This is a genomic window from Streptomyces sp. NPDC093064, assembly GCF_044754605.1.
Taxonomy (GTDB): Bacteria; Actinomycetota; Actinomycetes; order Streptomycetales; family Streptomycetaceae; genus Streptomyces.
This window is the reverse complement of sequence record NZ_JBIVPK010000027.1, coordinates 35,739-52,518: the sequence shown is the minus strand read 5'-3', so window position 1 is coordinate 52,518 and position 16,780 is coordinate 35,739. Positions and strand designations below refer to the sequence as shown.

The following is a 16,780-nucleotide window of genomic DNA, read 5'->3' as shown; positions in this document are numbered from 1 at the left end:
CAGGGCGTCGGAGGAGGAGCGTCGTCAGCCGGAACCGGGGCATGCGTCGGTCCCCGTGCTGCGGATTGGGTGGCTCGGTTTCCGAAAGGCGGGGGAAGTGTGTTGATTCCGGCCAACTGTATTTCGGTCATGAAGCGGGCATTGCTCGCCGGATCCCTATTCTCGGCATCACGACAAGGCGCTTCCTCTGTCTGAAGAAGAACCGAATTAGCACATTGCCTGGTTTCGTCCGAGGCTATTTGCTGACGGGAACACGCGGGTTCGGCCGGGCTCGTGCTCCCCGTGCGTGGATGTGTGCGGCAGTGCGAGTGCGGTGGGGGTGGGCCGACCGTTCCGTGGTTCTCATCGGACTCCCGCTCCTTCCGGTCGGGGTGCGCATCGCCTCCCTAAGTGATCTCATGCGCGACGCCGGAAATTTCCTAGTGTCGAGCGCACGGGCGGTGGGCGGCCAGGTGACGGGCCTTGAACGCCGATGTTCGCGGACGGCGGGGCCGTGTGGCGTTGTGCGGTCCGGGGCGGCCGGCGAGGTGTGCGGACGGCGCGTCCGGGAACGAGTGGGCTCCGGCTTGCCCGCTTGGGTGCCGCGCCGGTCCGATTGCCGCCCGCAGTCCGTACGCACCGGGTGACGTCCGGTCGTCAACCAGGCGCATATGTGTTAGCTACAGCAAAGCGAGGTGTCAGGCGTGAGGGTTCGACTCGCGCGACCGCAGCCCTCGGAGTGCAATCGTATTCGGCCGACCAGTCGCACGTTGAACCCCATGCCTCTGACTCGACAATAGCTGACTGGACAAGTGTTCTGGCTTAGAATCCCGGTGTGCCTTCCTCGAACCCGATCGACCACCCCCTCATCACGACGTTCGGCCGCCTGGTGGACACCCACAGTCACCTCGAGCGGCGCCTGGGCACGGCCATGCAGTCGGAAGTCGGCCTGCCGCACGTCTGGTTCGAGATCCTGATCCGGCTCGCCCGCTCGGAGGGAGGGCAGTTGACCATGAGCGCGCTGGCCGACCAGATCGCCCTGACCACCAGCGGGGTCACCAGGCTGATCGACCGGATCCAGGCGGCCGGCTACGTCGAACGCTGCCCCTGCGTCAGGGACCGACGGATCGCCTACGCCGCCATCACCGACGCCGGGCACGACGTCCTCTCCCGGGCGGCGGTCGGACACGTACGCAATCTGCGGGACACCTTCGCCCAGTTCAGCGAGGACGACCTGGCCAACCTGGACGACCTGCTCGACCGCCTCCGGAGTACGACGTGATACACGGCCGCGACAACGAGTCGACCGCACTCGGCGCCCGGGCGGCCGCCGCATGCCGCGGTGAGACGGGGTGCGTGGTGCTGACCGCACCGCCCGGCTACGGCAGAAGCGTTCTCCTCGACGCCTTGCTGCGCGCTCCCGCCTGCCGGGACATGACGGTGCTGCGGGCGCACTGCGGCGAGGCGGCCGGCGGCGCCGGAGCCTACGCGGGACTGAGGGCTCTGTTCGCGCCGGCGGGCGCGCCGGCTCCGGACCGCCTGGAGCCGGAGCCGGGCGAGGACAGCCCCGCCACGTTCCTGCCCGGCCCCGGGGATGCCCAGCGGTTCACCCTCACCTCCGCCTATCCGGTGTTCCGCCGGCTCCTCGGGCACGTGCTGCGGATCACGGCGGACCGGCCGCTGCTGCTCGTACTCGACGACGCCCACCACTGCGACGAACACTCCCTGCGCTGGCTGGAGTTCCTGCTGCGGCGGGCCGCCGGGCAGCCGCTGCTGGTGGTCCTCGGCCGGAGTTCCGGCGCCGACCCGCGCGCTCCCCGGGCCTGGGCGGACCTCCTCGCCCACCCCGCGGTGTCCGTGCTGCCCCTCGGCCCACTCGGCACCGACGCCGTCGGCGGCCTCGCCGAAGAGGTCTTCGGCACGCCGGCGCACCCCCGACTCGCCGAGCGCGTCGCCGCGGTGACCGGCGGCAACCCGCGCATCGCAGTCCGACTGCTGCGCGAACTGAGAAGACGCGGGGCCGCTCCGGACGAGGTCGGAGCGCAGCAGGCGTGGGAACTCGGCGGCGGAATGGCCGCCCGGTCGGTGCGGCGTGTGGTCGACCGCGAGTCCGCCGCGGTCCGGTGCGTCGCCACGGCGATCGCGCTGCTCGGGAGCACACAGTCCCCGGAGAGCGTCGCGGTGCTGGCGCAGGTGGACCGCGCGCAGGCAGAGGAGGCGATCGCCGTGCTGCGCCGCGCGGGAGCCCTCACTCCCGATGGCACCGCTCTGGTGCACGAAGCCGTACGTTCCGCGCTGCTCGAACCGCTCGGCACCGCGCGGACGGCCGAACTGCACGCCCGCGCCGCGCTGTTGCTCAGCGACGCCGGCCGGCCCGTCGAAGAGGTGGCCCGGCATCTGATGCGGATGCCTCGCGCCCGGGAACCCTGGATGACCGCGGTCCTGCGGGACGCCGCAGCCCGGGCCGAGCAACGCGGCGCCTTCGCCGAAGCCGCCGGCTGCCTGCGCCGGGTGCTGGAGGCCGAGCCCGACGACATCGAGGCGCGACTGCGGCTGGCGCTCGCCGTGGCACCCGACGACCCGCTGAGCGCCGTTCCGCTGTTCCGTGCGGCGCTCGCCGGCACGGCCGACACACGCGCGCGGGCCGCCATCGCGGTCCAGTACGCCATGGCATGCCTGTCCGTACCGCTCCCGGCCGCCTGCCGGGCGGAGATCCTGGGGGCCCTGGAGACCGCCTGGGACGCCCTGGCGTCCGGCCCCGAGCGTGCCCCGCAGCTGCGCGACCAGGTGGCGACCGTGCTGCTGCTCATGGGACGCCGCGGGACCGGTGTGGCGGCGCGGGAGCACCGCGGCACGGTGACGGCGTCGTACCGGCTGCGCACCGACCGGCAGCAGACGGAGGCGCTCGCCGCCCTGCGTACCGCGCTGGCCGGCCACTCCCGGGAGGCGGCCGTGAAAGGCGCCCGGCGCGCGCTGGCCACTCCCTCCCTCCAGCAGCCGCCGTGGCTGCTGTTCGCCGCCGCGGCCACACTCGGCCTCGCGGACGAGACGTCGGAGGCGCACACCGCGCTGGACACCATGCTGCGGCGCGAGGGCGACGAACCGACGGCCTGGGTGCGGGTGCTCGCCGGGTCCCTGAGGTCCCACCTGCTGCATCGTGACGGTGCCGTCCTCGACGCCGCCGCGGAAGCCCGCTCGACGATCGCCGCGGCGGGCCGGACCAACTGCGAGGCACGGCTGGTGACGGCACGAGCGGTGCTGGCGTCGGTGCTCGTCGACCGCGGCGAGCCGCAGCAGGCCGAGCGGCTCCTCGACCGGGTCGGCCGCTCCGAGCCGAGCGGCTCGGCCCTCGCCTACCTGCTGTATCTGCACACCCGCGCCCGCACCCGCTGGGCCACCGGCAACCCCCGGCAGGCGCTGCGGCTGCTGCGCGAGTGCGGCGCGGTGCAGGAGACCGCCGGTGTGCTGAGCCCGGTGCTCACCTCCTGGTGGGTGGACACCTGCCTGATCCTCGCGGCCATCCGGCCGGCGGAAGGCAGGGAGTTGGCCGAACAAGGAGCCGAACGCGCGCGGCGCTGGGGAACGCCGCGCGCCCTCGGGCTCGCCGCGCTCGCGGCGGGCGTCCTCACCCCGGGCCGGGCCGGGCTCGACCTGCTCGCGGAGTCGGCCCACCAGCTGTCCCGCTCGCCCGCCGTCGCCGCGTACGCCCGCGCCGAATACGCGCTGGGCCGGGCCCTCCTGCTGCACGGCGACGAGGCCGGTGCCCGGGAGAGGCTGCGCAAGGCGGCCGGCATCGCGGGTGGCTGCGGGGCGCTCGCGCTGGCGGAGTCGGCCCGCAGCCTGCTGGTCTCCGCCGGCGGGCGCATGGGTCACGCCGCCGACGCGCCGACCGGGGGCCTGCTCACCACCACGGAGCTGAAGGTGGCCGGACTGGCGGTGTCCGGGGCCAGCAACCGCCAGATCGCTCAACGGCTGTTCGTCACGGTGCGCACCGTCGAGTCACATCTGACCAATGTGTACCGGAAGCTCGGGGTGCGCCGACGGGAACAGCTCACGGACGCCCTGCGCGCCGTGCACGGCCGCTCATGGCCTCTGCCGGGCTGGTCGGTGCTGGAAGGGGCGTAAGGGTCCGACCTGTCGGGGACTCACACGCCGCACAACACGAACGGGGGCAGGAAGACAGGGTGAGCGACGAATGACGGGGTCAACTCCCTTTCACCAGCCGCAGCATCACGCGCGGTCGGCGACGGCCACCGAGGACCCGCCGTCCCGCGTCCGGGCACGGGAGCGGGCCATGGTGGCAGCAGTCGTCGACGGGCTCGACACCTCGGGACCGGTGCTCGTCACGCTGTCGGGCAGAAGCGGGCTGGGCCAGTCCGCTCTGGTGCGCTGGGCCGCCGACCGGGCCCGCGAGTCGGGCCATCGGGTGCTGCGCGCCCGAGCGGCGCTGTCGGAGTCCGGACTGCCCTACGGAGTGGTCACGCAGCTGCTCGAACCGCTCGATGTCCCACCGATCAGCATGCGCGCGACGCCATCGGGGCCGACGCGGCGCGAGCCCTTTCCGGGGCTGGCCGGGCTGCTGCGCGTGGCGCGCGAGTGCCCGACCGTCCTGGCCGTCGAGGACGCGCACTGGCTCGACCGGGAGTCGCTGCACTGGCTCCAGGCGCTGCTGCGCAGATCCGCCGGGGCACCGCTCGCGGTGGTGTGCGGCGGCGACGACGCGGCGGCGGCCGACCCCGGCTGGCCGGGCGAACTCGGCTCCGCACCCGGTCCGGTCGCCCATCACCTGACGCTGGCACCGCTGCCCCCGGACGAGGTCGCCGCCGAGGTGGCCCGGGTCTGCGGACCCGCGGACGAGGCGTTCACGGCCGAGGCCGCCCGGATCAGCGCCGGGCATCCCGCGGTGCTGCACGACCTGTTGCAGCGGTTCGCCGCGCTCGGACACCGGCCGGCCGCGGCCCGGCTCCCGGCCCTCCGGGCGACCGGCTCCGCCGTGCTCGGCGACCACCTGATGAGCGCCGTGCGGGGACTCGGAGCCGAAGCGGGAGAGGTGGTGCGGGTGCTGGCGGTCTGCGGACACCTGCTCGACTTCCCTCTCGTGCGCACGCTCGCTCGCGCGGGCGCGCTCAACGAACACCGGCTCCGGGCGGCCCTGTCACGGACGGTCGGCATCCGCGCCCTGCCCGACGGCCGCCTGAGGGTCGAACCGGCTTTACGGGTCCGCGTGTTGGAGGACATGGCGGCCGACGACCGGACCGATCTGCACGTTCGGGCCGCCGAACTCGCCCACCGCGCCGGGGCCGAGGACCGGGCCGTGGCCGACCTGCTGCTCGCCGCGCGCCCGACCGGGGCCGCTTGGGCAGTCCACACACTGCGCCGCGACGCGGACCACGCCCTGCGGGAGGGCGAACACGACCGCGCCGCCGTACTCCTCGCGCGGGCGGCGGAGGAGGAACGGGATCCCGCCGAGCGCGCCCGTCTCGGCCTCGAACTGGCCGCCGTTCACCTGGTCACCGAGCCCGAGGCCGGGGACCTGCGCATAGAGCGGCTGATCCGTACGCCCGAGAACCCCGCCGCCGTGCGCCTGCACGCCGCCGACCTCGGCCTCACCGGGGGCGGTACCGAGGTGGTGCGCCGGTCGCTCGCGGACGCGCTGACGGTGGCGACCGGGGCCGAACGGGACGACCTGCTCGCGCTCTTCTGGGCCGCCGACCCGACCGGTCAGGGAAGCGGCGTACCGTCCGTGCCCACGGTGCCACCCCTGCCGCAGCGCCCGGCCACCCGCGCGCAGGCCGCCGTGCGCGCCTGGCAACTCGCGCTGTACGGGGAGAGCCTGCACGAGGTCAGGAGCATGGCCCAGGCCACCCTCACCGATGACCAGCGGCCGGGCGGCCCGCTCATCCAGCCCGCCCTGGCGGCGTGCAGGGCCCTGTGCCTCGCCGACGCGCTGGACGACGCGGAGTCCGGCCTGAACCGGCTGCTCGGCGCACTCGACGGCAGTCGGCTCCGGCTCGCCGCCCCCCAGATCCTCGCCCTGCGCGGCGAACTCAACATACGCAGAGGCCGGCACGCCCAGGCGGAGCGGGACCTGGAAGCCGCCGAGCGGGGGGCGCGCCTGCTCGGCAGATCGGCCGCCCTCCTGCCCCATCTGTACGGCATCCGCATCGTCGTGGACGTGGAGAGCGGCCGTGAGGACGCGGCACGCGAGCGTGCCGCCGCGCCCCTGCCGCCCGCCGCGCAGGACAGCGAGCACTGGCCTCGCCTGCTGTTCGCACGGGGAGTGGTCGCGCTGCGCGACGGCAACCCCGTGGAGGCGCGCGACCAGTTCCGGGAGTGCGGCCGCCGACTGCTGAGCCGCCATCACCTCAACCCCGTGCTGGTGCCGTGGCGCTCGCTGACGGCACTGACCTGCCACACCCTCGGTGAGTCGGCCGAGGCCCGGCGACTGAGCGAACAGGAACTGGCGCTCGCCCGGCGCTGGGGCGCGGGCAGCACCCTCGCCTGGGCCAAGCTGACCGCCGTGCATGTGGCCGGGCGGGAGGACCGCCTGGCGGGCATCCGCTCGGCCATGGGAGCGGTGCGCTCGGCGCCTACCGGTCCGGAGTACGCCCGAGTCCTGGCGGAATACACGGCCCTGGAGATGACGGAGAGCGGCGGCGACCGGCGGATGGCCGCCCTGTCGCTCGCCGAACTGTGCGCGCTGACCGCCGCCCACCCGTCCGCCCCCATGGCGGTCAGGGCCCGTGCGCTCGCCGGAGCGGCCACCGGCACGGTGTCGGTTCCGGGCTGGGGCGACCTCTCGGAGGCCGAGCGGCAGTCCGCGCTCCTCGCCGGCCGCGGCCGCAGCAACCGGGACATCGCCGCGCTGCTGGAGATCTCGAGCCGTGCGGTCGAACTCCGGCTCGCCCGCGTCTACCGCAAGCTGCGCATCAACGGGCGCCAGGAACTGCGGGAACTCGTCCGCGCGATGGAAGGACACTGAACGCGATGCTGCTCGAACGAGGTGCCGAACTGGCGGCAGTGCGGCAGGCCCTGCGCGCCGCCGCCGAGGGGCGCTCCTCCCACATGGTGCTGGCCGGCCCCCTCGGCATCGGTCGTTCGGCGCTGCTGAACGCACTGCCTCGCTGCGCCGACGAGGGCGCGGTACACGTGCTGCGGGCCAACGCCGCGCCGACGGAACAAGGCCTCGCCTGCGGTGTGGTGCGTCAGTTGTTCGACAGCCTGCTCACCACGGCACCCGGGCCGGGCCGGGAACGGCTGCTCGCCGGCGCGGGGGCCGCCCGGCGGGTGCTCGGCGACGACGTGGTGCCCGACCCCGACGCCTTGGACGGAACGGTTCTGCGCGATCTGCGCTCACTGCTGGCCAAGTTGAGCGCCACGGCGCCCCTGCTGATCCTCATCGACGACCTTCAGTGGGCGGACTCCTGGTCGCTGCGCTGGCTCGCCCATCTCGCCCCGCGGCTGGACGGGTTGCGACTGCTGCTCGTGTGCACCCTGCGGGACGGCGATCCGGGCTCGCGCGACCCCCTGGTGCACGAGGTGGTGGGCGCCTCGGCCCGGACTCTGCGTCCCGTGCCCCTGACTCCGGCCGCCACCGGGGAACTCGTACGGGCACGCTTGGGGGAACCCGCCGACGAAGACTTCGTTCATGCCTGCCACGACATGTCCCAGGGGCGTCCGCTGTTCCTTCTGTCCGTGCTGTCCGAAGTCGCCCTCACGAGCTGCCCGCCGGTCGCCGCGAGCACCGGCCTGGTGCACGCGGCGCGTCCCGCACAACTCCGCGACCGCTTACTGAACTGCCTGCTGCTCCAGCCGCAACCGGTCCGCGACGCGGCGGCCGCGATCGCCACGCTGGCCGGGCACGAGGAGCCCGCACTCCTCGGTCGCCTCGCCGGCCTCGACGACATCGGCTTCACGACGGCGCTGCGCGCCCTGCACCAACTCGGGCTGACTCCCGGGGAAAACGAGGCGCGCTTCGCACACCCGTCCGTACGGGAGGCCGTCGAATGCTCGATGAGCGCCGCCGAACGGCAGCGCTGGCAGGAGGCCGCCGCCGGGGTGCTGTACGACGCCGGGCTCCCGGCGGAGCAGGTCGCCGCCCAGCTGATGGCGATTCCGACGCCCCGGTACCCCTGGGCCGTCCCGGTGCTGCGCAGCGCGGCGGACAGCGCACGGCGCAAGGGGAGGCCGGAACTGGCCGCCCGGTATCTGCGGCGGGCGCTGCTGGAAGCTGTCGAGCAGGACCGGACGAGGGCCCAACTGCTGGTCGAACTCGCGGCTGTCGAGCTGTCCTTCGACCCGCCGGCCGCTGAATCCCACATCGCGCAGGCACTGCCCCTGCTCCCCACGGCCCGTGACCGCGCTGCCGCGGTGCTGCGGCTTTCGCCCTGTGTGACCAGCCCCGTGACCCCGTCGGGTGCCGCCCTGTTCAGGCGCGCCGCCGAGGACCTCGTGGACCCGTATACGTGCGACGACCCCGGCGGCGAAGAGGCGCTGTCCCTGGAAGCCAGGCTGCGGTACACGGGCCTCGACGACTACGCCCAACTCGCCGACGCCGTCGGCAGGCTGCGCGTTCTGGAGCCCACGGTCCGCTCGCGCGGCGGCCGGGAACTGCTGGCCGTGCTGCTGCACGCGGCGACGCTCAGCGCCGACGGAGAGGCGTCGGAGATCGTACGGCAGGCCCGCGGCATCCTCGACTGGGAGCCGGCGACCGCCACCGGCGGCGGCTCGGTGATGCAGTTGGTGATGTTCTCCCTGGTGGGCGCCGACGCCCTGCAGACGGCCGAGTCCTGGCTGAACGCCGCGGAGCGGAGCGGGTACGGAGGCGACGGCCGGGACGATGCCATGGGGCATGCGCGGCGCGCGCTGTTCCACATCGCGCGCGGCCGGCTGCCCCAGGCCCGGGAGCAGGCGGAGCGAATCGCCCAACTGGCCGGCACGATCGGGGAGGAGAGCCGTTGCTTCGTCTACGGTGTGCTGGGCGCACTGGCGTTGTCGGCGCGTGATGTGTACCTGGGTTCACGCATCGTGGCCGAGGCGGCCGGCCGCGCCCTCGCACCGATCCCGGCCGCACTGCTGAGCTTGCTCCGGATGGCGGAACAGGCCCAGGCGGGCGCGGCCGACACGGCCCTGGAGACGGCCATGGAATGCGGTCGGCAACTGGAGTGCGCGGGGTGGCGCAATCCCGTTCTGTTCCCCTGGCGTCCTTGGGCGATCTCCCTCTCCCAGCAGCTCGGCGACCATCACCTGGCCCGGACCCTGGCGGCGGAGGAGTGCGCGCGGGCGAGGGAGTGGGGAGCGCCGGTGGCCATCGGGCGGGCACTGCGGCTGCGCGCCCGCGCCGACGGGGCGGACGACCGGGTCGACCTGCTGCGGGAGGCTGTGGCAACACTCCGTGACTCCGTCAACGAACTGGAACTCTTCATGGCTGTAAGGGACTTGGGGCGGCTGCTGGGAGACGGTGCCGAGGCCCGGGAGGCGCTGCGCGAGGCCGGCGAGCTGGCGGAGTCCTGCGGCGTTCCCTGGCTGGCCGGGCCGGTGAGCGCGCAAGGCCGGCCCTCCGTCCCGGTCGTACGGACGGCACTCACCCGTACCGAGAGCCGTGTGGCATCACTAGTTGTCAATGGGCTCACCAATCAGGAAATTGCAGCTGAACTCCAAGTGAGTGCCCGAGCTGTGGAAAAGCATCTGACAAACTCCTATCGTAAACTTGGCATTACGGGCAGGCGTGAGCTGGCCGCAGTTTTCCAGGAAACCGGCGTGCACGCTCCCGGCTGAACGGGCATTGTGTTCGCCCGTTTCTGTTGAAAATACCCTCTGACCTGCTGCTTCGTAACCGTACCGAACCTTGGATGCGGTGTCCGGGCGGCCGACCGAACCTTCCCCCGCAACTCCACAGAATCGGCGGGATCAGGCTGGTTCACGTTGACCCGGTCACCGTTGGCTCTCTAGAGTTCCAAGTGTGGTTCCGGTGGTAAATGGCGAATTGAACGGTCAGGGAAACCGCGTCCCACTCGGCTTTCCTCTTCCGTGAGAGAGAGGAGAAGGGAAAGCACTGGAGGGCCGGCGAGTTTCCTGACCCGGAAGGCCATCGCAACCTGATACCTGTTCACCCATCACATGAGTACTGACCGCTGCGCAGACCGACGGTGCGGTGACGGCGACGAGAGGTCGCAGACCGGCAACGTTGTCAGATGCGTGAGGCACTGCCCGCCGCCACATTCGTTGGTGTGCGCCCTCCAGGCAGGGGCGCCCGGGCGCCCCTGTGCCGAGCCGTCCTGTCGTGGCCCGAACCGATCGGGTCCACCGCGCGCGGAGTACACCCCCCACCGCACGAAGGGCGATCATGCCGCAGGTCACCAACTCACGACGTGAGACGAGTTCGTTCACCTCCACCCTCCCTGTTTCGGGGAAGGGGCAAGCCCGCGACCCCCTCGAGGGCGGTCGGTCGCCGCAGACCGCGATGCTCGACGAGGGCCGCCTCAACATGGCGCGACTCGACCGGGCGTTGACCATCCAACAGGCCAGCGAGGGGTTCTTCTGGCAGTTCGGAGGCTCGTCCGCGGAGTTGTGCGGCCGGACCTTCAGCGATCTCGTCCACCCCAGTGTCCAGCAGCCGCTGATGCGGCAGTTCACCGGCCTCATCGAGGGCCGGCGTGATCGCTTCGCCACCGACGTCATCGCGGTGGGACGGGACGATGCCACGTTCACCGTCCCTCTGACGGCCCTCATGGTGCGCGGCGGTCTCCCGGACGAGTCCTCGATCCTGGTCATGATGCCCAGCGCACAGAGCGACTCGGCCGACTCGGAGGTCGTCGGCGGACGCAACAAGAAGCTCCTGAGCCCGATCGACGCCCGGATACTCGAAGGCATAGCCTCCGGGCTCTCCACGATCCCGCTCGCCTCACGACTGCACCTGAGCAGGCAGGGCATCGAGTACCACGTGACCTGCCTGCTGCGGAAACTCCGGGTGCCGAACCGGGCGGCGCTGGTCTCCCGCGCGTACTCCATGGGCGTGCTCAAAGTCGGCGTCTGGCCCCCGAAGGTGGTCCCGGACTTCATCAAGGACTGACGCCGCGGGGGGAGTTCCTGCCCCGGACCGGATGATGTCGGCCGCTCGTGCGGGCCGGGGAATGCCCCTGTCCGCACGCGGCGGCTCACATCAAGTAGTGAAGGCATGCATCGCCAACTCCCGTGATTTCGGCTTCAGTTGTTGACGTCGTCCGTCGGTGGGGATACAACCCGGAGAGAGCGCTCTCACGCCTGCTGCCGCTCCACCCCCACGCACGCCGAACCGGCTTGAGGAGACCCGTATGCAGACCTTCTCCCGCGCACTCACCCGCAGACCGGCAACCACCGCCCCGCGATCCCGCATGGCGCTCGGCCTGGTCGTCGTCCTGCTCGCCGCCTGCTTCGCCGCTCTGACACCGTCGTCCGCACAGGCCGCGGACCAACTGCTGTCCCAGGGGCGGCCCGCCGTGGCGTCCTCGGTCGAGAACGACATCTTCCCGGCCGGTGCCGCGGTCGACGGCAACACCGGCACCCGCTGGTCCTCCGCCTTCTCCGATCCGCAATGGCTCCGCGTGGACCTCGGGTCCGTCCAGCAGTTGACCCGCGTCACGGTGAACTGGGAGGCCGCCTACGCCAAGGCCTACCAGATCCAGATCTCCACCGACGCGAACACCTGGACCACGGTCTACTCCACCACCACCGCGACCGGCGGCACCCAGAACCTCGCCATCACGGGCAGCGGCCGCTATGTGCGCTTCTACGGAACCGAGCGAGCCACCCCCTACGGCTACTCGCTGTGGGAGTTCCAGGTCTACGGGCCCGGCGGCACCACCCCGCCGGACGACTTCTGGGGCGGCACCGGCGACATACCCGCCGCGAAGAACGCCGTCGAGGTGAAGATCCTCAACCGCACCAACGGCAAGTACCCCGACAGCCAGGTGTACTGGAGCTTCAACGGGCAGGTCCACTCCATCGCCGAGCAGCCGTACCTCGACATGCCGGCGAACTCGGCGGGCCGCATGTACTTCTACCTCGGCTCGCCGGGCGGCCCCTACTACGACTTCATCGAGTTCACCGTCGGCAACAACGTCTTCAACGGCAACACGACCCGCGTCGACGCCTTCGGTCTCAAGCTCGCCATGCGCCTGCACACCAAGGATGGCTACGACGTCGAGGTCGGCGAGAACCGGCAGACCTTCGCCGAGGACCGCGCCACCACCTTCCAGCGCTTCACCAACGCCGTTCCGGACCAGTTCAAGGTACTGGCCCAGACCCAGGCCCCGTACCGGATCATCGCCCCCGGCAGCGACCCCAGCTTCCGCGCGGGCGGCGCGAACGCCAACTACTTCACCTCGTACGCCCAGTCCGTCGGCGTCAACGCGGCCACCTCCGACATCTTCGGCTGCGCCGCCTCCCTGGCCGGCAACCCCGACATGTGCGCCGCCCTCAACCGGCACGTCGCCACGCTGCCGGCCTCCCAGCAGTCCGACCCGGCCCAGTACTACAAGGCGGCACCCGCCAACTACTACGCCAAGTTCTGGCACGACAACGCCATCAACCGGCTCGCCTACGGCTTCCCCTACGACGACGTGGCGGGCCAGTCCTCCTTCGTCTCCCACGGCAGCCCGCAGTGGCTGCTGGTCGCCGTCGGCTGGTAGCCGCCGGCCCGACGGACAGCGTTCCGACAGACGGCCTTCCGACCGCCCCTAGGTCCTGTCGTCACATTCCCGTCGTCGCCCGAAGGGCGGCTCCGCGGCGTCTGGTGTGTGCTCTCGGCGTGCCGGGCGGAAGTCCTCGTACTGGACGTACTTGGGCTTTCGCCCGGTGTGGCGAGAGTGCGTGCCAGGCGTCGCGGGGCAGGCGGGAATGTGACGACAGGGCCTAGCGGGGAGTTGCGGACCCGGGTGTGGGAAATGCCCGGGGCCGTTCAATGGTCGGTGTCGTGCGGACCGGGTCGGGCAGGGCCGTGCCGCGGGTGCCGGACGTCGCCGTGCGGCTGGGCGTGCGGTTCGGCGTGCGGTTCGGCGTGCGGCTCGGTGCGGGCGGGACCCTCCTGGTCGCGGTCTCCTCCTGGGGGCGGGGGGTGGGGGTGTCCGAGGGAACTGCCGTCCGTGCGGTCGTGGGGGTGGGGGCGGGAGCCGGTGCGGTGGCGGGAGGCGGCGGGGCCAGGGGGACCGTGGGCGTGACGGGGGCGGACGGGGCCGACAGACGCAGCGGCAGTACGACGATGGCGGCCACCGCACAGGTCAGCGCCGCTCCGGCCGCGGCCCTCAGCAGCTTGCGGCGGGCGGCCGCGCGACGGATCGCCTCGTAGTGGCCGGGAGGCGGGCCGAGACGGCCGGCCGGGGGCCGCAGGAGCACCGTGAGCGGGTCGTCGGGCGCGAACTCCGGGTCGTTGTCAAAGCGAGTGGTCAAGACTTCTCCTGAGGTGGACGCGGAGCAGTTCTCGGGCCGCGTGAAGGTCGGCTTTGACGGTTCCTTCCTTGCGTCCGGTCAGCACGGACACCTGCCAGATCGGCATGTCAGCGTAGTAGTGGAGGAGGATCGGGACGCGCAGTCGTTCCGGCAGGGACTGCACGAGCAGGCGCACCGACGGGTCCGTCTGCTCGGTGTGGGGGCGGAGCGCGGCCTCGGTGGTGACGCGGCGCACGGCGCGGCGCTCGCGTTCCTGCTTGCGCCAGTGGTCGCGGACGATGTTGGCCGCGGTCACATAGAGGAACCCGCGGGGCTCCTCCACGGACGTCCACCGGGCCCAGAGGCGGGTGAACGCCTCGGAGGCGATCTCGTGGGCCGTCTCGTCGTCGTCGACGAGCCGGCGGCACCAGCCGGCGAGGCGCGGGTACAGGGCGGCGAACAGTTCGGACGCTGCCTTGTCGCGGGACCGTTTCAACGCTCTCCAGGGTCGGGGTGCCGAGTCGGGCACGAGTGTGTCGGGGGCCACGGGCGGGGCGGCGGCTCCCGGGGAAGGATGCCGGGCCGGCGGTGTCGCGTTCCGCCGGCCCGGCCGCCGTCGCGGGGTGCCGGCCCGTCAGCGGAGGGTGGCAGTGAGGGCGGCGAACACGATCACGTTGTCGCGGTAGCCGTCGCCGTCGCGTGGGCCGCCGCAGGTGATGAGCCGCAACTCCGGGCGGTCCACGTTCCCGTAGACGTCGTCGGCCGGGAAGCGCGCCTTGGCCACCGTCCGGGTGGAAGTGACGGCGAACTGCGCCTGAGTGCCGTTCTCCAGGCGGGCGCTGATCGTCTCGCCGGTCCGCAGCCGGTCCAGGTGGCGGAATACTCCGTCGCCGTAGGAACCGACCGTGACATGGCCGAGGACGACCGACGGTCCGACCTGCCCCGGGGTGGGCGAGTACCGGTACCAGCCCGCCTGGTCGTGTGCGGTGACCGGGGGGACCTGCACGGTGCCGTCCGGTTCCAGACCGAGGCTCAGCAGCGGGGTGTCGACCCCGATGGCCGGGATCCGGAGCCGGACCGGGACCGAACGCCGCAGGGGGTGCGCGGAGCCGACGAGCGGCGTGACGTCTCCGGTGTCCGGAGTCCCGCCGCGGGTTCCGGTGGGATGGACGGTCGCGGACCGGCCGTTCCCGTTGTCACCGCAGCCCGCGAGCAGCGCGGTCAGCGCCGCGGTGCCGAACGCGCGCCTGGAGAGCGGCGTCATGCCCCGGTCGCCCGGCGGCGGACGACGAGCACGGCCCCGCCGGCCATGACGAGCGCCGCGCCGACGCCGCCGCCGATCAGGCCGTCCCGGGAGCCGGATTCCTGGGCGGGGGTGGTGACACCGGTGTCGGGCGCGCCCGCCGGCACCGCGCGGACCTGGCCGCGGGCCGGGGCGCGGGTCGGTTCGGCGACCGGCGCGGGGGTCGCGGAGTCGGCCTCCGCGGGGGTGGCGACCCTGGTGGGGACCGGGGAGGGAGCGGCCCCGTCGGCGAAGGCGGGTGCGGTTCCCGCCAGCACGGCGGTGCAGGCAACCGCCGCGGCGGTGAGGATGGTTCGGCGCATCGGATCGCTCTCTTTCGTCGGCGCCCGCCGGTCGGCGGGCGGTTGTGGATCGAGCGGAGAGACGAGGCGGGGCGGGAGCAGGTTGTAAAGGAATGGCAAAGTCGTGTTCCGGCTGTCCGGCATGCGGCTGCCGGGCTGCGGGCTGCCGTTTGAGCGCCGGGCAGCAGGAAACCCCGACCGCTCGGGGCCATTGGATGCGGGAAGGCAACGCTCTCGAAACCGTGAGGAACGAAGCCATGAGCGGAACGAATCCGGGTCGTCACGAGGAAAGGGCGATCCGAAGGGACTCCGGAACGATCGGCCGCCGCTCCCCTCGGACCGGCACGGAACCGGTGACCGCGCAGAGCCCGCTCGGACTGCGCCTGCTTCTGTCAGGCGTGTTCGTCCCGGTCTTCGCCGCGGCGACCGCGTACTTCGCGGTGTGGGCGGCGGGCTCGGGGCCGGGGGACAGCCCTGGGCCCGGCCCGCTGACCATCATCGCCGTGGTGTGCGGGGTGCTCGCCCTCTTTGCGATGATCGATCTGGCGGTCGTCGCGCGGCGGCTCAGGCGTGAACGAGGCACCGCCTCGACCACACGTTGAGCGGCCGGCCTGATCCTGCTATTCCCGTTGTGCGCCCCGCGCGACGGACGGGTGTCGCTGCGGCGGCGTGTGCATGACCGCGATGGCCGCGGCATCGTCGGCGAGCCGGCCCCCCACGTGTGCGAGGAGGTCGCCGCGTAGGCGCTGGAGCAGGTCGCCGGGGGTGCGCTCACCCCATGTGGCGAGACGTTCGGCGAGCCGGTAGAAGGCGCCGGACTTGTCGCGGGCCTCGACAACGCCGTCGGTGTACAGCAGCAGCAGGTCGTCCTCCTCGAAGGGGAACGTGTCGAGGACGTACTGGCCGCCGTTGAACTCGCCGAGCCCGAGCGGTGGCGCCGACTCGCTGCGGTTGAGCGGCTCCACGGTGCCGCCGTGCAGCATCAGCGGCGGGGGGTGTCCGCAGTTGACCACGTGGACGCAGCCGCCGTGGTCGGGGAAGTCGAGGAGCACCGCCGTGATGAAGCGCTCCTCGCCGTTGTCTCCGCCGCTGTGCGGATCCCATCTGACGCTGCCGTCCAGGTGTGCCGCGAGGACGGGCAGGGACGCCTGGCGGTAGGCGAATCCGTAGAAGGACCCGAGCAGCATCGCAGCGTCCCCGACCGCCGCCAGCCCCTTGCCCCGGACGTCGCCGATGAGCAGCCGGGTGCTGGTGCCGGTACGTGTCGCGGCGTACAGGTCACCGCCGATCTGTGCCTCGGCTTCGGCGGCGAGGTAGACCGAGGCGACCGTGAGTGGCCCGATGCGGTCCGGCAGCGGCCGCAGCAGGACCTTCTGCGCGGTCTCGGACACGGACCGCACCTGGCTCAGCACGCGCCTGTGCCGGTCGCGTACGGCCGTGAAGACGACCACCACGATCGCGCCGGCGGCCAGCGCGGCGATCCCCGCGCTCCGGCTCGCGTCCCCCAACGTGTGCTGGAACGAGGCCACCGTGACACGGGCGCCCACGGCCAGGACACTGACCAGCGCGGTGAGCCGGGGGCCGGCGAACGCGGCGCTGACGGCGGGCGCCGCCATCAGCAGCGGTCCGAGCTCCACGTACGGCGGAGTCAGCGCGTCCGCGAGGGAGATCACCGCGATCAGCGCGAACGGCAAGGCGACGAGGGCACGCTGCCCCCGCGCCCCCTCGAAGATGCGACTGGCTCCCGCGTCCGTCATATGGCCCTCACTGTGTGGCATAAGGCGCCGCGCAAGGCTGGTGCCGCCGGGCCATG

General features: G+C 72.5%; 12 protein-coding genes. 7 read left to right on the top strand and 5 right to left on the bottom strand.

The annotated features are described in order from the left end of the window. Positions 1–814: 814 nt before the first annotated feature. From ACIQFZ_RS27650 to ACIQFZ_RS27625, 6 genes are all read left to right on the top strand, one after another. Complete coding sequence (locus tag ACIQFZ_RS27650; protein ID WP_402692398.1) at positions 815–1,261, top strand: MarR family winged helix-turn-helix transcriptional regulator; 447 nt, start codon at positions 815–817, stop codon at positions 1,259–1,261. Beyond that, positions 1,258–4,104, top strand: coding sequence for an AAA family ATPase (locus ACIQFZ_RS27645; RefSeq protein WP_402692397.1), 2,847 nt, complete (start codon positions 1,258–1,260; stop codon positions 4,102–4,104). The genes ACIQFZ_RS27650 and ACIQFZ_RS27645 overlap by 4 nt, the downstream gene beginning before the upstream one ends. After that, positions 3,992–6,961: an AAA family ATPase gene (locus tag ACIQFZ_RS27640; RefSeq protein ID WP_402692396.1), complete on the top strand. Its 2,970-nt coding sequence runs from the start codon at positions 3,992–3,994 to the stop codon at positions 6,959–6,961. The genes ACIQFZ_RS27645 and ACIQFZ_RS27640 overlap by 113 nt, the downstream gene beginning before the upstream one ends. A 5-nt stretch (positions 6,962–6,966) precedes the next feature. After that, positions 6,967–9,756, top strand: a complete 2,790-nt coding sequence (locus ACIQFZ_RS27635; protein ID WP_402692395.1) for an ATP-binding protein — start codon at positions 6,967–6,969, stop codon at positions 9,754–9,756. Between the two features lie 568 nt (positions 9,757–10,324). After that, on the top strand, positions 10,325–11,050 hold the full coding sequence (locus tag ACIQFZ_RS27630; protein ID WP_402692394.1) for a LuxR C-terminal-related transcriptional regulator: 726 nt from the start codon (positions 10,325–10,327) through the stop codon (positions 11,048–11,050). Positions 11,051–11,291: 241 nt separating this feature from the next. Further along, on the top strand, positions 11,292–12,647 hold the full coding sequence (locus tag ACIQFZ_RS27625; RefSeq protein WP_402692393.1) for a beta-1,3-glucanase family protein: 1,356 nt from the start codon (positions 11,292–11,294) through the stop codon (positions 12,645–12,647). A gap of 223 nt (positions 12,648–12,870) precedes the next feature. On the opposite strand, the gene ACIQFZ_RS27620 is transcribed toward ACIQFZ_RS27625, so the two are convergent. From ACIQFZ_RS27620 to ACIQFZ_RS27605, 4 genes are all read right to left on the bottom strand, one after another. Next, positions 12,871–13,404, bottom strand: coding sequence for a hypothetical protein (locus tag ACIQFZ_RS27620; RefSeq protein ID WP_376653012.1), 534 nt, complete (start codon positions 13,402–13,404; stop codon positions 12,871–12,873). Further along, a complete protein-coding gene (locus ACIQFZ_RS27615; RefSeq protein ID WP_141364263.1) occupies positions 13,388–13,879 on the bottom strand; it encodes an RNA polymerase sigma factor in 492 nt (163 codons plus the stop codon). The genes ACIQFZ_RS27620 and ACIQFZ_RS27615 overlap by 17 nt, the downstream gene beginning before the upstream one ends. Positions 13,880–14,017: 138 nt before the next feature. Further along, positions 14,018–14,647, bottom strand: coding sequence for a class F sortase (locus ACIQFZ_RS27610; protein WP_365426551.1), 630 nt, complete (start codon positions 14,645–14,647; stop codon positions 14,018–14,020). Further along, entirely contained in the window at positions 14,644–14,988 is a 345-nt protein-coding gene (locus ACIQFZ_RS27605) for a sortase-dependent protein (RefSeq protein ID WP_365426554.1), read from the bottom strand. Before ACIQFZ_RS27605 ends, ACIQFZ_RS27610 begins: the two co-directional genes overlap by 4 nt. A 236-nt stretch (positions 14,989–15,224) precedes the next feature. Between ACIQFZ_RS27605 and ACIQFZ_RS27600 the strand changes: the two genes are divergently transcribed. Further along, entirely contained in the window at positions 15,225–15,569 is a 345-nt protein-coding gene (locus tag ACIQFZ_RS27600; RefSeq protein WP_365426557.1) for a DUF6343 family protein, read from the top strand. Positions 15,570–15,587: 18 nt separating this feature from the next. Here ACIQFZ_RS27600 and ACIQFZ_RS27595 read toward each other — a convergent pair whose 3' ends face one another. Then, the gene (locus ACIQFZ_RS27595) at positions 15,588–16,724 is read right to left on the bottom strand and encodes a PP2C family protein-serine/threonine phosphatase (RefSeq protein WP_365426560.1); all 1,137 of its coding nucleotides are present in this window, start codon (positions 16,722–16,724) and stop codon (positions 15,588–15,590) included. Positions 16,725–16,780: the final 56 nt, after the last annotated feature.

Bases quoted from the DNA above. Each gene is read 5' to 3' on its own strand.
- ACIQFZ_RS27600 (WP_365426557.1), top strand. From the start codon at position 15,225: ATGAGCGGAACGAATCCGGGTCGTCACGAGGAAAGGGCGATCCGAAGG.
- ACIQFZ_RS27605 (WP_365426554.1), bottom strand. From the start codon at position 14,988: ATGCGCCGAACCATCCTCACCGCCGCGGCGGTTGCCTGCACCGCCGTG.
- ACIQFZ_RS27635 (WP_402692395.1), top strand. From the start codon at position 6,967: ATGCTGCTCGAACGAGGTGCCGAACTGGCGGCAGTGCGGCAGGCCCTG.
- ACIQFZ_RS27610 (WP_365426551.1), bottom strand. From the start codon at position 14,647: ATGACGCCGCTCTCCAGGCGCGCGTTCGGCACCGCGGCGCTGACCGCG.
- ACIQFZ_RS27595 (WP_365426560.1), bottom strand. From the start codon at position 16,724: ATGACGGACGCGGGAGCCAGTCGCATCTTCGAGGGGGCGCGGGGGCAG.
- ACIQFZ_RS27640 (WP_402692396.1), top strand. From the start codon at position 3,992: ATGTGTACCGGAAGCTCGGGGTGCGCCGACGGGAACAGCTCACGGACG.
- ACIQFZ_RS27625 (WP_402692393.1), top strand. From the start codon at position 11,292: ATGCAGACCTTCTCCCGCGCACTCACCCGCAGACCGGCAACCACCGCC.
- ACIQFZ_RS27630 (WP_402692394.1), top strand. From the start codon at position 10,325: ATGCCGCAGGTCACCAACTCACGACGTGAGACGAGTTCGTTCACCTCC.